The organism is Streptomyces griseobrunneus, from assembly GCF_046713465.1.
Classification (GTDB): Bacteria; Actinomycetota; Actinomycetes; order Streptomycetales; family Streptomycetaceae; genus Streptomyces; species Streptomyces microflavus.
The window spans coordinates 4,545,613-4,560,842 of the sequence record NZ_CP177080.1 but is presented as its reverse complement, the minus strand read 5'-3'; the positions used below and the strand labels follow the sequence as shown (position 1 = coordinate 4,560,842).

The window sequence follows — 15,230 nt, the reverse complement described above, 5'->3', positions numbered from 1 at the left end:
GGCTCGGCGGTCCGGTCAGTCGCAGCGCGGAGCGATGGAGCCGTCGCTGCCGGTAAGGACATAGGTGTCCGAGATGAACTGGCCGTTGGCGATGTTGCACCAGAGGTTCGACGTGCCGTACGGGCCGGTGACCCGCTCCCCCGGCTTCTGGCAGTAGACCGGGACCCTCGACCCGAGCGGGAGCGTCCGCACGATCCGGTAGCTGGTGCCGGGGCCGGTGCGGACGTTGACCCGGTAGCCGGGGGCGATCGGGTACCGGGTCGCCGAGGCCGCCGCCGCGGTGGTGGTGGTCGCTTCCTCCGGTGCCGGCGCGGCCTTCGCCGCCTGGTCCACGGTCTGCTCGTCAACGCCCATGAGGGCCTCCCCCGTTGAGAAACGATGTGTACGAAGCCGTACGACGCGCAGGCTAACAAGACCCGCGCCGCTCGCACGCACCATCGACTAGGCTCCGTGCGTCGCGCTTGCGCATCAACACACGGGGGTGGGCGATGCCGCCGCTGCCAGGGGCCGGAGCGCATCCGGAAGCGGAGTTTCCGGAATATGCGGGTACCTACCGCCTTGAGGCATGTCTCGGCTCGGGCGGCATGGGCGTCGTCCATCTGGCCCGCTCCGCCTCCGGGCTCCAGCTCGCGGTGAAGGTGGTGCACCGGCCGTACGCGGCGGACCCCGAGTTCAGGGCCCGCTTCCGGCAGGAGGTGGCGGCCGCGCGGCGGGTGAGCGGGGCGTTCACCGCGCCCGTCGTGGACGCCGATCCGGAGGCCGTACGGCCGTGGATGGCCACCCTGTACGTGCCCGGGCCGACCCTCGCCGAGCAGGTGAAGCGGAACGGGCCGCTGGCCCCCGCCGAACTGCGCAGGCTGACCGCCGGGCTGGCCGAGGCGCTGCGGGACATCCACCGGGCGGGCGTCGTCCACCGCGATCTGAAGCCGAGCAACGTGCTGCTCTCCGACGCGGGCCCGAAGGTCATCGACTTCGGGATCTCCCGCCCGTACGACAGTGATCTGCGCACCGAGACCGGCAAGCTGATCGGCTCGCCGCCCTACATGGCGCCCGAGCAGTTCCAGCGGCCGCGCGAGGTCGGGCCGGCCGCCGATGTGTTCGCGCTGGGGGCGGTGCTCGTCCACGCGGCGACGGGGCGGGGGCCGTTCGACTCGGACAGCCCGTACATCGTGGCGTACCAGGTGGTGCACGACGAGGCGGACCTCAGCGGGGTGCCGGAGGATCTCGCTGAGCTGGTAGGCCGGTGTCTGGCGAAGGACCCGGCCGAGCGGCCGACGCCGGACGAGGTGATGGCGGCGCTGCGGCCGCCCTCGTACGAGGCTGCCGCGTTCATACCGGCCCAGCGGCGGCCGGCGGCGTTCATGGAGGCGGTGGAGGAGCGGGCGGGGTCCGAGGACGCCACGCATGTGCGCGGGGCGGCCCCTGCCCGGCGGTGGCGGCTGCCGCGCGGGCGGCCGGTCCTCACGGCCGCGCTGCTGCTTCTGGTGGCGGGGGCGGGCGCCGGGGGGTTCGCGCTCTGGGGCGGCGGCGGAGGCCCGGCTGAGGCCCCGGAGCGGGCATCGGAGGGGAAGGGGGCGGAGGGCACCGCCTTTTCGCCGTGGAGCACCGCGCTGCGGACCACCGGCAGCGCCACCCCCGTCTGCTCCTCCGCCGGGGCGGGCGCGGCGCTGTACTGCGCGGTGGCCGGGACCGGGACCGCACGGATCGACCCCGCGAACGGACGCGTGCTCTGGTCGGACCGGAACACCTCGCTCCGGAACGCTTCGGCGCCCATCGTCTCGGGCGGGGTGGTCCTCTCCGCGGGCCCGGACGGGAAGCTGCGCGCGTACGACCCGGTGAAGGGCGTCCCGGTCCGGGAGACGGATGTCTCCGCGAGCCCCGGCTCCGCGTTCCCGGCCGGCTCCACCCTGCTGGTCGTCGCGGACGGCGGCACGGTCACGGCGCTCGACGGCGCGAGCGGGGTGGAGCGGTGGGAGCGCCCGCTGACCGGGCACACCCGGCCCGACTTCGGGCTGTACGACGAGGCGTCCGGCCTCGCGTACGCCTTCGAGCACTCCGCGACCGGCACCTCCACCCTCGTCACCGCCGTGGACGCGGCGAGCGGCCGGACCTCCTGGCAGCGGCGGCTGGACGGGGTGCTCACGCCGGTCTCCACCGCCGGGGCCGGGGAGCTCGTCCTGACGGCGATGAACGTGGACATGCAGACCGTCGGGCTGGTGCGGTACGCGCCCGGGAAGCGGGAGGCCGTCCGGATCGCGCTGCCCTTCCGGCTGGACGAGCCGCAGTTGGTCATGGGCGGGGACGCCGCGTATCTGCTGGCGCGGAGTGGTTCGCTGCTGGCCGTGGACACCGGGGCGGGCGACGGGAAGACCGAGCTGTGGCGGCTGGAGACCGGGGCGGGGAGGGGGTCCGCGCCCGTGCTCGGGGAGGGCGGGCACCTGTACTTCTCCGCGGCGGACGGGCGGCTGCTGGCCGTCGACACCGGGCGGGGGGCGCTGGTGGGGCAGACCCGGGCGCGGCTGAGCGGGGGGAAGCTGACGTACGCGTCCGGCCTGCCCGCCCCGGTGACGGCGGGGCGGACGGTCGTGGGGACGGCTCCGGACGGGTCGGTCTTCGCGGTGGACGGGCTGGAGCCGGGGGGCTGGTGAGGGGGCGCCCTTGGCGCCGAGGGCTCGGAGGAGGCGGCCCGGGGTGCGGGTGCGCTGGGGGCGGAGGCTCCGCCCCGGACCCCGCTCCTCAAACGCCGGAGGGCCGAAATGCAGGCACCGGAGGTGCAGGGGAACAGCGGTCAGGGGAACGGGCGCGGGAGGGTTGGAAGGCTGACGCCGGAGCGGCCGGGAAGGGGAGCCGGATCGGGCTCCCCCGAGCCGTCAGCCCAGCTTCGAGACGTCGCGGACTGCGCCGCGGTCCGCGCTTGTCGCCATCGCCGCGTACGCGCGCAGGGCGGCCGAGACCTTGCGCTCGCGGGCCTTGGGCGCGTACACGCCGTTCAGCGCCTCGCGGCGGGTGGCCAGTTCGGCGTCGTCGACCAGCAGCTCGATGGACCGGTTCGGGATGTCGATCCGGATGCGGTCGCCGTCCTCGACGAGCGCGATCGTGCCGCCGGAGGCCGCCTCGGGGGATGCGTGGCCGATGGAGAGGCCCGACGTACCACCTGAGAAACGCCCGTCGGTGATCAGGGCGCAGACCTTGCCCAGGCCCCGGCCCTTGAGGAAGGACGTGGGGTAGAGCATCTCCTGCATGCCGGGGCCGCCGCGCGGACCCTCGTAGCGGATGACGACGACGTCGCCTGCCTTGATCTCCTTGCGGAGGATCTTGTCGACGGCCTCCTCCTGCGACTCGCAGACGACGGCCGGGCCCTCGAAGGTCCAGATCGACTCGTCGACACCGGCCGTCTTCACGACACAGCCGTCCACGGCGAGGTTCCCCTTGAGGACGGCGAGGCCGCCGTCCTTGGAGTAGGCGTGCTCGACATCGCGGATGCAGCCGCCCGCCGCGTCCAGGTCGAGGGTGTCCCACCGCTCGGACTGGGAGAACGCGGTCGCGGAGCGGACGCAGCCGGGGGCGGCGTGCCACAGCTCGACGGCCTCGGGCGACGGGGAGCCGCCGCGCACGTCCCAGTTCTTCAGCCACTCGGCGAGGGTGTCGGAGTGGACCGAGTGGACGTCCTCGTTGAGAAGGCCGCCGCGGTGGAGTTCGCCGAGGAGGGCGGGGATGCCGCCGGCGCGGTGGACGTCCTCCATGTAGTACGTGCCGCCGGGGGCGACGTTCGGGGCGACCTTGGAGAGGCACGGGACGCGGCGCGAGACCTCGTTGATGTCGTCCAGGTTGTACGCCAGCTCCGCCTCCTCGGCGGCGGCCAGCAGGTGCAGGATCGTGTTGGTCGAGCCGCCCATCGCGATGTCCAGCGCCATGGCGTTGTCGAACGCGGCGCGGCTGCCGATGGCGCGCGGCAGGACCGTCTCGTCGTCCTGCTCGTAGTAGCGCTTGGTGATGTCGACGACCGTGCGGCCGGCGTTCTCGTACAGCGCCCTGCGGGCGGTGTGGGTGGCGAGGACCGAGCCGTTGCCGGGGAGGGAGAGGCCGAGGACCTCGGTCAGGCAGTTCATCGAGTTGGCGGTGAACATGCCGGAACAGCTGCCGCAGGTGGGGCAGGCGTTCTCCTCGATACGGAGGATGTCCTCGTCGGAGATGGACTCGTCGACCGCGTCGCTGATCGCGTTGACCAGGTCGAGTTTTCGCACGGTGCCGTCGACGAGGGTGGCCTTGCCGGCCTCCATCGGGCCGCCGGAGACGAAGACGGTCGGGATGTTGAGGCGCATGGCGGCCATCAGCATGCCCGGGGTGATCTTGTCGCAGTTGGAGATGCAGATCAGCGCGTCCGCGCAGTGCGCCTCGACCATGTACTCGACGGAGTCGGCGATCAGGTCGCGCGAGGGCAGGCTGTAGAGCATGCCGCCGTGGCCCATCGCGATGCCGTCGTCCACGGCGATGGTGTTGAACTCGCGCGGGACCGCGCCCGCCGCCAGGATCGCCTCGGAGACGATCCGGCCGACCGGGGCGAGGTGGGTGTGGCCGGGGACGAACTCGGTGAACGAGTTGGCGACCGCGATGATCGGCTTGCCGATGTCCGCGCTCGCTACGCCCGACGCGCGCATAAGGGCGCGCGCGCCCGCCATGTTGCGTCCGTGGGTGACCGTGCGGGACCTCAGCTGGGGCATCGTCGCTCGCTCCTTCGGCAGGGGGACTGCCTCCGACAGATAAAGAAAGACCGTCTTCGAGCGTACGCCCCGGATCCAGGATCTGGACAGGCTGTCCGGAATGCGGGACGCGGTGGTCGCTGGGTGGGCACGGCCCCCCCGGCGTACGGCTCAGCTCTCCGTCAAGTATCTCTGCAGCGTCGGGGCGACCATCGCGATGATGTCCTCCGGGTCGGCCGAGGCGAGCGGCTCGGCGCGGATCACGTACCGCAGCATCGCGATGCCGATCATGTGCGAGGCGGCGAGCTCCGCGCGGAACGTGGCGTCGGGGACGTCGAGGTCCGCCGCGATCCGGTCCAGCAGCCGCCGCAGGACGAAGCCGCGCAGCACCTTGGCTGCCGCCTCGTGGGTGAGCGCCGAGCGCAGGACGGCCAGGAGCGGGGCGCGGGTGGCCGGGTTCTCCCATACGGAGAGGAAGAAGCGCGCCAGCCGCTCCCCCAGGCCCTCCGGGGGGCCGTCGAGGACCGCGGGGATGACCAGGGCCGGTTCGAAGGAGAGCTCGACGGCGGCGGCGAAGACCTCGTCCTTGGTACCGAAGTAGTGGTGGACGAGGGCCGCGTCGACCCCGGCGGCCTTGGCGACCTGGCGGATGGAGGTCTTGTCGTAGCCGCGCTCGGCGAACTCGGTACGGGCCGCCCGGAGGATGCGCGTACGGGCGTCGGGTCCGTCGGACGCGTCCTGGCGGGAGGGGCGGCCCCGGCGCCGGGGTGCGGGCGCGTCCTCGGTCACGGGCGGCTGGTCCCGGGGGCCGGATCGGTGGTGGTGGCGGCCGAGGCGAGGTGGAGGCGGGTGAAGGCCAGGGCCTCGGCGAGGTCGGCCTCGCGTTCGGCGGAGGACATCGCGCGGCGGGTGTTGACCTCGATGACGACATGGCCGTCGAACGACGTACGGGCCAGCCGTTCCAGCAGCTCCGCGCACGGCTGGTCGCCCCGGCCGGGCACCAGGTGCTCGTCCTTGGCCGAACCCTTGCCGTCGGCGAGGTGGACGTGGGCGAGCCGGTCGCCCATCCGGTCCACCATGGCCAGGCTGTCGGTGCGGGCGGTCGCGGTGTGCGAGAGGTCGACCGTGAAGTGCCGGTAGTCGTCGTTGGTGACGTCCCAGTCGGGGGCGTACGCGAGCATCTCGCGGTCCCGGTAGCGCCACGGGTACATGTTCTCGACGGCGAACCGGACGTCCGTCTCGTCCGCCATCCTCCAGATCCCGGTCACGAAGTCCTTGGCGTAGTTGCGCTGCCACCGGAACGGCGGGTGCACCACGACGGCGGAGGCGCCGAGCTTCTCGGCCGCTGCCCTGGCCCGCTGGAGCTTGACCCACGGATCGGTGGACCAGACCCGCTGGGTGATCAGGAGGCAGGGCGCGTGGACCGCCAGGATCGGGACCTGGTGGTAGTCGGAGAGCCGGCGCAGGGCCTCGATGTCCTGGCTGACGGGGTCGGTCCAGACCATGACCTCGACGCCGTCGTACCCCAGACGCGCGGCGATCTCGAAGGCCGTCGCGGTGGACTCGGGGTAGACCGAGGCCGTCGACAGGGCGACCTTCGCATCGGGGATGCGCACCACTGGTTCTGCCACCTGGACAGCGTACGGGCACCTGTGCGCCGCGCCGAGGGGCCCTGGCGGAAAGTGATCAGGGCCATGGGCGCACGTGGCGTACGTACGGCCCCACCGTCACCCCGGCAGCCCGGCCCGCTCCGCCGGGAGGTGGTCCAGGCGGCGCAGGATGACGCCCTCGCGCAGCGCCCAGGGGCAGATCTCCAGCTCCTCCACACCGAACAGGTCCATCGCCCCCTCGGCCACCAGCGCACCGGCGAGCAACTGGGCGGCCCGGCCCTCGGAGACGCCGGGGAGACGGCCGCGCTCCTCGATCGTCATCGCCGCCAGCTTCGGGACCCACTCCTCCAGGGCGCTGCGGCTGAGGCAGCGCTGGACGTAGAGCCCCTCGGTGGAGCGGGCGGCGCCGGCGATCCTGGCGAGCTGCTTGAACGTCTTGGAGGTGGCGACGACATGGTCCGGGCGTCCGGAGCGGCTGAACTCGCCCACCGTCCGCGCGATGCTGGCCCGGACATGCCGGCGCAACGCCCTGACCTGCTCGGGGCCGGCCGGGTCGTCCGGCAGCCAGGCGCCGGTGAGGCGGCCCGCGCCGAGCGGCAGGGAGACGGCGGTGTCCGGCTCCTCGTCGATCCCGAAGGCGATCTCCAGCGAGCCGCCCCCGATGTCCAGTACCAGCAGCTTCCCCGCCGACCACCCGAACCAGCGGCGGGCGGCCAGGAAGGTGAGCCGGGCCTCCTCCTCGCCGCTGAGGACGGCGAGGTCGACGCCGGTCTCGACCCGTACGCGCTCCAGGACCCGGTCCGCGTTGGTCGCCTCGCGCACCGCGGAGGTGGCGAAGGCGAGCACGTCCTCGCACCCCTTGTCCTCGGCCGCCTGGACCGCACCGGCGATCGTCGTCACGAGCCGGTCGACGCCGAGCGGGCCGATCGCGCCGCCCTGGTCGAGGAGTTCGGCCAGCCGGAGCTCCGCCTTGTGCGAGTGCGCGGGCAGCGGGCGGGCGCCGGGGTGGGCGTCGACCACCAGCAGATGAACCGTGTTCGATCCCACGTCGAGGACTCCGAGTCTCATACGGGAACGCTACTGCGCCATCGGACTTACGCTGTCCGCGTGCCAAAGACGAAAAAGGCTAAGCAGGACAAAGCCACGAAGAAGCCGAAGTCGAACAAGCAGGCGTCACCGCCGGAGGCGAACGGACCCGACCCGTCGGACGAGAAGGGCATCGACTTCGCGCGGGCCTGGGTGGAGTTCCCGGACCCCGGCGACGACGAGCAGGTCTTCCGCTGCGATCTCACCTGGCTGACCTCCCGGTGGACCTGCATCTTCGGCAGCGGCTGCCAGGGCATCCAGGCGGGCCGCGCCGATGACGGCTGCTGCACGCTGGGCGCGCACTTCACGGACGAGGACGACGAGAAGCGGGTCGCCGAGAACGTGGCCCGGCTCACCCCCGACCTGTGGCAGTTCCACGACGTCGGTACGGAGACGGGCTGGGTCGGCGTCGACGAGGACGGCGAACGCCAGACGCGCCGCTGGGAGGGGTCCTGCATCTTCCAGAACCGGCCGGGATTCGCCGCCGGGGCGGGCTGCTCGCTGCACATCCTGGCGCTGCGGGAGGGCAAGGAGCCGCTGGAGACCAAGCCGGACGTCTGCTGGCAGCTGCCGGTGCGGCGTACGTACGACTGGATCGACCGGCCCGACGACACGCGGGTGCTCCAGGTCACGATCGGTGAGTACGACCGCCGGGGCTGGGGTCCGGGCGGCCATGACCTGCACTGGTGGTGCACCTCGGCCACCTCGGCGCACGGGGCCGGGGACCCGGTGTACGTGACCTATCGGCCGGAGCTGATCGAGCTGATGGGCAAGGAGGCGTACGACCGGCTGGTCGAGCTGTGCGAGCAGCGGCTGGCCTCTCTGCTGCCGATGGCCCCGCATCCGGCGGACCCTCCGGCGGCCGGTAGGTAGTTCTCAGGACCCGTCGTCACTCCGCCGGGGCCGTCGTCGTCACTCCGTGGGGGCCGGGTCGCTCGGGCCGGGGCCGGTCGGGGGCGGGTCCGTGGGCGCCGGGTCGGTCGGGGCGGGGTCGGTGGGGCCCGGCTCGGTGGGGCCCGGGTCCGTCGGCCCGGGGTCCGTGGGGCCGGGATCCGTCGGGCCCGGGTCCGTCGGTCCGGGGTCCGTGGGGCCCGGGTCGGTCGGGTGTGGCTCCGTCGGGCCCGGATCGGTGGGCCCGGGGTCGGTCGGGCGCGGGTTCGTGGGGCCGGGTGAACCGGGTGCGGGGCGCGTCGGGCCGGGGTTGCCGCCGGTGGGCGGGGCGGTGGCGCCGCGACCGTCGATGACCACGGCGGAGCCCGAGGGGTTCAGGGCGATCCGGGCCCGCCACGGGCCGCGCGGGGCCGCCGCGTGGTTCACCGCGACCGTGACCGTGGTCGACCGCCCGGCCGCGAGGGTGCCCGCCGTACGGCTGAGGCGCAGCCACCGCGCGTCCGTGGCGGCCGTCCAGTCGACCGGGCCCCGGGCCGACGCGGTCAGCGTGATCGTCGTGAGCGCGCCGGAGGTCCGGGCGGTGACGGCCAGCCGGCCCGCGCTCTCCCGGTCGCCGCCGGTGCTGACGACCTCGGCCGTGACGTCCGGGGAGTGGACACCGCGCCGGTCGCCCGGGCGGGCGTTGCCCGCCTTCTCGTAGGGGGCCCCGGGGTCGTCGCTGTGTTCTCCCGCGCCCTCGATCTCCGTGGCGGTGACCTTGGAGCCGTCGTGGCCCTCGCCGGTGAGCGGGGCGCCCCGGTACGCGGCCCACAGGGCGATCACCGGGGCGGCGACCACGGTGGCGACCACCGTCGTCGTCACGACCCGGGCGCGCAGCCGGTCCCGGCGGGCGGCGTGGTCCTTGGGGTCCAGCGGGTAGCCGGTGCGGCCGAAGCGCGGTCCGCCCGCACGGGAGCGCTGGGCCTGGGCCTGGGCGACGTACACGGAGGGGCGGGGGGCCTCGACGAGCGGCAGGGGGGCGGCCGGGGCGACTGTGGCCCCGGGCCAGGGACCGGCGGCGTCGACCCGTTCGGCGGCGCGGCGGCACCGGGGGCAGTCGTCGACGTGCCGGACCAGCTCGCGGCGGAGCGCGGCGGAGAGCAGCACCTGGTGGTCGCCGGTGAGACGGGCGACGGTGGGACAGTCCGCGGTCTCCACGACGGCGAGCGCGGCGCGGGTCCGCTCGACCTCGCAGGCCGCGGCGGCCAGGAGCTCCCGGGCGGTGACCGGCTCCAGGCCGAGCACGGAGGCGACGGCGCGGGGGGTGAGCCGGTGGCGTACGGCCAGTTCGAGCGCTTCGCGCTGCTCCGGGGTGGTGCCCGCGGCCTCGGGCCAGGCGAGCGTGGAGAGCTCCCGTCTGCGCGCCTCGGCGGCCGGGGACTCGGCGGGGGCGGGGGTGGTGGCGTCCTCCGGCGTGGGGGGCGCTTCCCCCGGGCCGGCCGGGGGGCGCGCCGCGGGGCCCGTGCCCCTGGCCGGCGCGGGGGGCCTGCGGTGGGCCTGGCGGCCTCGCCTGCGCTCGGTGAGGATGCGCAGGCACGTCCACCGGGCCAGGGCGTAGAGCCAGGATTGACGTTCCTCCTCGGCCTCGGGGCACCGGGCGTCGTGCCGGTCCGCGATCGCCAGGACCGCGCCGAGCGCCTCGGCCGCCGCGTCGTGGTCACAGAGCACGGAGAGGCAGTAGGTGAAGAGTCCGTCGAGGTGCGGCTCGTAACGTGCGGCCGGTCGCTGGGCCGAGGCGTGAGGTGCCCGTCGGTGCGCCCGGTGTGCGCCGGTGGTGTCCATGGGGGTCTGCAGCCTGCTGCTCGTCACCCGGCGACCGTAGGCAGAGGAGTACGTGCCCTTAGTGCCCCTTGAGCACATTTAATCCTTACGGGTGAACGTATCCCTCGAAAGGGGACGGGGATCACGGATTCCGCCGGTAGTGCTTCCGTGCGCCCTCTATGCGGCGGGGCGCTCGGTTCCGGGAACGCGCCCCCGTCATGACGGCGTTGTCAGAGCCCACCTATACGGTGACGCCATGGCTGCCCGTACGAAATCCGCGAAGGACCGGCCGTCCTACCGCTGTACCGAATGCGGCTGGACCACCGCCAAATGGCTCGGCCGTTGCCCCGAGTGCCAGGCCTGGGGGACGGTCGAGGAGTTCGGCGGCGCCCCCGCCGTGCGCACCACCGCGGCCGGCCGGGTCTCCACCGCGGCCGTGCCGATCGGCCAGGTCGACAGCCGTCAGGCCACCGCGCGCTCGACCGGCGTCGGTGAGCTGGACCGGGTGCTCGGCGGCGGGCTGGTGCCGGGGGCCGTCGTGCTGCTGGCGGGCGAGCCGGGCGTCGGCAAGTCGACGCTGCTGCTGGACGTGGCGGCCAAGGCGGCGAGCGAGGACCACCGCACGCTCTATGTGACCGCCGAGGAGTCCGCGAGCCAGGTCCGGATGCGGGCCGACCGGATCAAGGCGATCAACGACCACCTCTACCTCGCGGCGGAGACCGACCTGTCGGCGGTGCTCGGCCACCTGGACGCGGTGAAGCCCTCGCTGCTCGTCCTGGACTCGGTGCAGACCGTCGCCTCGCCCGAGATCGACGGCGCGCCCGGCGGGATGGCCCAGGTCCGGGAGGTCGCCGGGGCGCTGATCCGGGCCTCCAAGGAGCGCGGGATGGCCACGCTGCTGGTCGGCCACGTCACGAAGGACGGCGCGATCGCCGGACCGCGGCTGCTGGAGCACCTGGTCGACGTGGTGCTCTCCTTCGAGGGCGACCGCCACGCCCGGCTGCGCCTGGTCCGCGGCGTCAAGAACCGTTACGGGGCGACCGACGAGGTCGGCTGCTTCGAGCTGCACGACGAGGGCATCACCGGGCTCGCCGACCCCTCGGGCCTCTTCCTGACCCGGCGCGACGTGGCGGTGCCGGGCACCTGTCTGACGGTGACGCTGGAGGGCAAGCGGCCCCTGGTCGCCGAGGTGCAGGCGCTCACCGTCGACTCCCAGATCCCCTCGCCCCGGCGCACCACCTCCGGTCTGGAGACCTCCCGGGTCTCGATGATGCTCGCCGTGCTGGAGCAGCGCGGCCGGATCAGCGCGCTGGGCAAGCGGGACATCTACAGCGCGACGGTCGGCGGTGTGAAGCTCACCGAGCCCGCCGCGGACCTGGCGATCGCGCTCGCGCTGGCCAGTGCCGCCAGTGACACCCCGCTCCCGAAGAACCTGGTCGCGATCGGTGAGGTGGGGCTCGCGGGCGAGGTCCGCAGGGTCACCGGAGTCCAGCGGAGACTGGCCGAGGCACACCGTCTCGGCTTCACCCACGCCTTGGTACCGACCGACCCGGGGAGGGTTCCTTCGGGTATGAAGGTCACAGAAGTCGCCGACATGGGGGATGCTCTGCGGGTCCTCCCGCGCCGGTCTCGGCAGGAGGCACCGCAGGAGGACAACGCGCGCCGGTAGACTTTGCCCTGGTCTCGCCCGCCCGTGGACACGGCATGGGGGACGCAAGGGCACAGCAAACCTGTTGACCGGAGGAGTGCAGTGGCAGCCAACGACCGGGCGGCAGCGCCCGGAAAGTCCGGCCAAGGCACCGGCAACGAAGCGCTGATGCGCGCCTCGTTGAGTGCGGTCGCGCCCGGAATGGCCCTGCGGGACGGCCTGGAGCGCATTCTCCGGGGCAATACCGGCGGGCTGATCGTGCTGGGCATGGACAAGACCGTCGAATCGATGTGTACCGGCGGGTTCGTGCTGGACGTGGAGTTCACCGCGACCCGCCTGCGCGAGCTGTGCAAGCTCGACGGCGCGTTGATCCTCGACAAGGACATGACCAAGATCCTGCGGGCCGGCGTGCAGCTGGTCCCGGACGCCTCGATCCACACGGAGGAGACGGGGACCCGTCACCGTACGGCGGACCGGGTCTCCAAGGCGTGCGGTTTCCCCGTCGTCTCGGTCTCCCAGTCGATGCGGCTGATCGCGCTGTACGTGGACGGGGAGCGGCGGGTCCTGGAGGAGTCCTCCGCCATCCTGTCCCGGGCCAATCAGGCGCTCGCCACCCTGGAGCGGTACAAGCTGCGCCTGGACGAGGTGGCCGGGACGCTCTCCGCACTGGAGATCGAGGACCTGGTCACCGTCCGGGACGTGACGGCGGTGGCGCAGCGGCTGGAGATGGTGCGGCGGATCGCGACCGAGATCGCGGAGTACGTGGTCGAGCTCGGCACCGACGGACGGCTCCTCTCGCTCCAGCTGGACGAGCTGATCGCGGGCGTGGAGCCGGAGCGGGAGCTGGTGGTCCGGGACTACGTTCCCGAGCCGACGGCGAAACGGTCACGCACGGTGGCCGAGGCGCTGACCGAGCTGGACGCGCTGAGCCACACGGAGCTGCTGGAGCTGCCGGTGGTGGCGCGGGCGCTGGGGTACAGCGGCTCGCCCGAGACGCTGGACTCGGCGGTCTCCCCGCGGGGCTTCCGGCTGCTGGCGAAGGTGCCGAGGCTGCCGGGGGCGATCATCGAGCGGCTGGTGGAGCACTTCGGGGGCCTGCAGAAGCTGCTGGCGGCGAGTGTGGACGACCTCCAGACCGTGGACGGGGTCGGGGAGGCGCGGGCGCGGAGCGTGCGGGAGGGGCTCTCGCGGCTGGCGGAGTCTTCCATCCTGGAGCGTTACGTCTGAGTTGGGCCGTGCCCACCAAGCCCGTCCGGCGTTTGAGGACGGAACCCTGGGCCTTGGGAGGTCGTCCTTTGCGGGCGGCCTCCTTTTGCGTGCCGCCCACCGGGGCTGGAGGTTCCGTCCTCAAACGCCGGACGGGCTGGGGCGGGCTAGTCCTTCTTCAGGACGAAGGAGGCTCGGCGGACCGGGGTGTCCGGGGCCTTGGCTTCCAGGAGGTAGGTGCCGGGGCCCGCATTGCCGGGGGGCGGGGTGGCGCAGTCGGGGATCGAGCGGGTGCGGTTCCAGTCCACCTTGTGCACGACCGTCGCGCCCGCCGGGACCTGGAGGAAGAGCGGGCCCGAAGTCGCGGGGCAGTCCTTCGAGGACCAGATCACGTCGTCGTTCTCCGCGCTCGCCTCGGTGACCGTGAGCACCACGTTCTTCGGTCCGAGGTCGGCCTTGCAGGTCGCCGACGAGGTGTTGCGGGCGATGATGTCGAACGTGGGCCGGTCGTCGGGGCCGTAACTGACCTTCGTGCGCAGGGTCAACTCCAGGGCCCCGGGCTTGCATTCGGGGAGCGGGGAGCCCGCCGGGACCTGTCGGCCCGCCGTGGAGCCGCCGTCCGTGCCCGAACCGCCCGTACCCGAACCGGCCGTGTCCGCGCCGCCGGTTGACGCGCCGTCGGACGGAGCGCCGCCGGAGCCCGCGCCCGTGTCGCCGTCGCCGCCGCCGGAACCGCCGGAGCCGCCGTCCTCGCCCGAGTCGCCCGACTCGTCGCGGCCGCCCGGCTGTTGGCTGATCGCCGGGCCGGAGCTGCCCGGACCCGGGGTGATCGACTTCACCGGGTCGGAGCCGCCGGGCTTGCCGTCGTCCTGGGTCCCCTTGGAGCCGACGGAGGTGAACGCCCAGGCGGCCAGCACCGCGAGCAGCGCAACCAGAAGTCCCGCTACCGCCCTTCGGCGCCAGTAGATGCTGGAGGGAAGCGGACCGACCGGATTGCGCATAGATCCCACGGGCCAAACTGTACGAGAGATCGGGGCCGTCTCAGGCCCCACCCGCCGCTCCGGTCACAAGTTTTGCCGATCATCATCAAGTTTTGCCGATGATCACCACGGGAGGCCGGTCGCAGGACCCGGTCACAGGGGACAGAACGGGTGGCGTTCTCACCTCCGGGGGCCGCCGCGCGGGCCGACACCCCCGCACCCGTGACACCGCTCCCGCCTTCCGTGCCAGGATCGTCGGTGCGATGACTGCCATGACTTCGACTTCACCCCAGACGCCCCCCGCCGCCTCCCTCCACACCCCCGTCATCGGGTGGTTCGAGCAGCACGCCCGCGATCTCCCCTGGCGCCGCCCCGAAGCGGGCGCCTGGGGGGTGATGGTCAGCGAGTTCATGCTGCAGCAGACCCCGGTGAGCCGGGTCCTCCCGGTGTACGAACAGTGGCTCGCCCGCTGGCCCCGCCCCGCCGACCTGGCCGCCGAGGCGCCCGGAGAAGCGGTCCGCGCCTGGGGCCGGCTCGGCTACCCGCGCCGCGCGCTGCGGCTGCACGGGGCGGCGCAGGCGATAGCGGAACGGCACGGCGGCGACGTACCGAGCGAGCACGCCCAGCTGCTGGCGCTGCCCGGGATCGGGGAGTACACGGCGGCGGCCGTGGCCTCGTTCGCGTACGGGCAGCGGCACGCGGTGCTCGATACGAACGTCCGCCGGGTGTTCGCCCGCGCCGCGACCGGGATCCAGTACCCGCCGAACGCCACCACGGCCGCCGAGCGCAAGCTCGCGCGGGCGCTGCTGCCCGAGGAGGACGAGCGGGCGGCGCGCTGGGCGGCGGCCACGATGGAGCTGGGCGCGCTGGTGTGCACCGCGCGCAACGAGGACTGCGACCGCTGCCCGATCGCCTCCCGGTGCGCGTGGCGGCTGGCCGGGAAGCCCGCGTACGAGGGGCCGCCGCGCAAGGGCCAGACGTACGCGGGGACCGACCGTCAGGTGCGCGGGCGGCTCCTCGCGGTGCTGCGCGACGCGCTGAACCCCGTCCCCCAGGCCGCTCTGGACGCGGTGTGGGAGGAGCCGGTGCAACGGGCCCGGGCGCTGGACGGGCTGGTGGCCGACGGTCTGGTCGAACCGCTGGCCGACGGCCGGTACCGGCTGCCGCTGACCTGAGCCGCCGGCATGACGCGGCCCTGAACCGGCGCTGTTACACAACCGATGGGCAGCCGTGCGTCGGCGTACGGCTGCTCCGCACAGCCTCGTGACAACGCCTCCGTAGCGTCTCCGACAGCAGTACACGGGGATTT

12 protein-coding genes are annotated in these 15,230 nt (G+C 73.5%); 5 read left to right on the top strand and 7 right to left on the bottom strand.

Annotation, left to right across the window (positions count from 1 at the left end):
• Positions 1-15 precede the first annotated feature (15 nt).
• A complete protein-coding gene (locus tag ACK8N7_RS20795) occupies positions 16-354 on the bottom strand; it encodes an SH3 domain-containing protein (protein WP_403214849.1) in 339 nt (112 codons plus the stop codon).
• Between the two features lie 134 nt (positions 355-488).
• Between ACK8N7_RS20795 and ACK8N7_RS20790 the strand changes: the two genes are divergently transcribed.
• Positions 489-2,648 (top strand): protein kinase domain-containing protein, encoded by a 2,160-nt coding sequence (locus ACK8N7_RS20790; protein WP_500445796.1) that lies wholly within the window; start codon positions 489-491, stop codon positions 2,646-2,648.
• Positions 2,649-2,870: 222 nt separating this feature from the next.
• Here ACK8N7_RS20790 and ilvD read toward each other — a convergent pair whose 3' ends face one another.
• From ilvD to ACK8N7_RS20770, 4 genes are all read right to left on the bottom strand, one after another.
• Positions 2,871-4,721, bottom strand: a complete 1,851-nt coding sequence (ilvD, locus tag ACK8N7_RS20785; RefSeq protein WP_015609313.1) for a dihydroxy-acid dehydratase — start codon at positions 4,719-4,721, stop codon at positions 2,871-2,873.
• A gap of 150 nt (positions 4,722-4,871) precedes the next feature.
• Entirely contained in the window at positions 4,872-5,489 is a 618-nt protein-coding gene (locus ACK8N7_RS20780; protein WP_015609314.1) for a TetR/AcrR family transcriptional regulator, read from the bottom strand.
• Complete coding sequence (locus ACK8N7_RS20775) at positions 5,486-6,319, bottom strand: sugar phosphate isomerase/epimerase family protein (RefSeq protein WP_403214887.1); 834 nt, start codon at positions 6,317-6,319, stop codon at positions 5,486-5,488. Before ACK8N7_RS20775 ends, ACK8N7_RS20780 begins: the two co-directional genes overlap by 4 nt.
• 108 nt (positions 6,320-6,427) lie before the next feature.
• A complete protein-coding gene (locus ACK8N7_RS20770; protein ID WP_403214845.1) occupies positions 6,428-7,378 on the bottom strand; it encodes a Ppx/GppA family phosphatase in 951 nt (316 codons plus the stop codon).
• A gap of 39 nt (positions 7,379-7,417) precedes the next feature.
• Between ACK8N7_RS20770 and ACK8N7_RS20765 the strand changes: the two genes are divergently transcribed.
• Positions 7,418-8,269: a DUF3109 family protein gene (locus ACK8N7_RS20765; protein WP_500443635.1), complete on the top strand. Its 852-nt coding sequence runs from the start codon at positions 7,418-7,420 to the stop codon at positions 8,267-8,269.
• Positions 8,270-8,308: 39 nt separating this feature from the next.
• On the opposite strand, the gene ACK8N7_RS20760 is transcribed toward ACK8N7_RS20765, so the two are convergent.
• Positions 8,309-10,135, bottom strand: coding sequence for an RNA polymerase sigma factor (locus ACK8N7_RS20760; protein ID WP_500443633.1), 1,827 nt, complete (start codon positions 10,133-10,135; stop codon positions 8,309-8,311).
• Between the two features lie 208 nt (positions 10,136-10,343).
• Between ACK8N7_RS20760 and radA the strand changes: the two genes are divergently transcribed.
• Entirely contained in the window at positions 10,344-11,756 is a 1,413-nt protein-coding gene (radA, locus tag ACK8N7_RS20755; protein ID WP_128851431.1) for a DNA repair protein RadA, read from the top strand.
• 81 nt (positions 11,757-11,837) lie between these two features.
• Positions 11,838-12,962: a DNA integrity scanning diadenylate cyclase DisA gene (disA, locus tag ACK8N7_RS20750; RefSeq protein WP_015609320.1), complete on the top strand. Its 1,125-nt coding sequence runs from the start codon at positions 11,838-11,840 to the stop codon at positions 12,960-12,962.
• A 146-nt stretch (positions 12,963-13,108) separates the two neighbouring features.
• On the opposite strand, the gene ACK8N7_RS20745 is transcribed toward disA, so the two are convergent.
• Complete coding sequence (locus ACK8N7_RS20745; protein WP_500445794.1) at positions 13,109-13,942, bottom strand: hypothetical protein; 834 nt, start codon at positions 13,940-13,942, stop codon at positions 13,109-13,111.
• A gap of 242 nt (positions 13,943-14,184) precedes the next feature.
• On the opposite strand from ACK8N7_RS20745, the gene ACK8N7_RS20740 reads away from it, so the two are divergent.
• On the top strand, positions 14,185-15,096 hold the full coding sequence (locus ACK8N7_RS20740) for an iron-sulfur binding domain-containing protein (RefSeq protein WP_043972439.1): 912 nt from the start codon (positions 14,185-14,187) through the stop codon (positions 15,094-15,096).
• Positions 15,097-15,230: the final 134 nt, after the last annotated feature.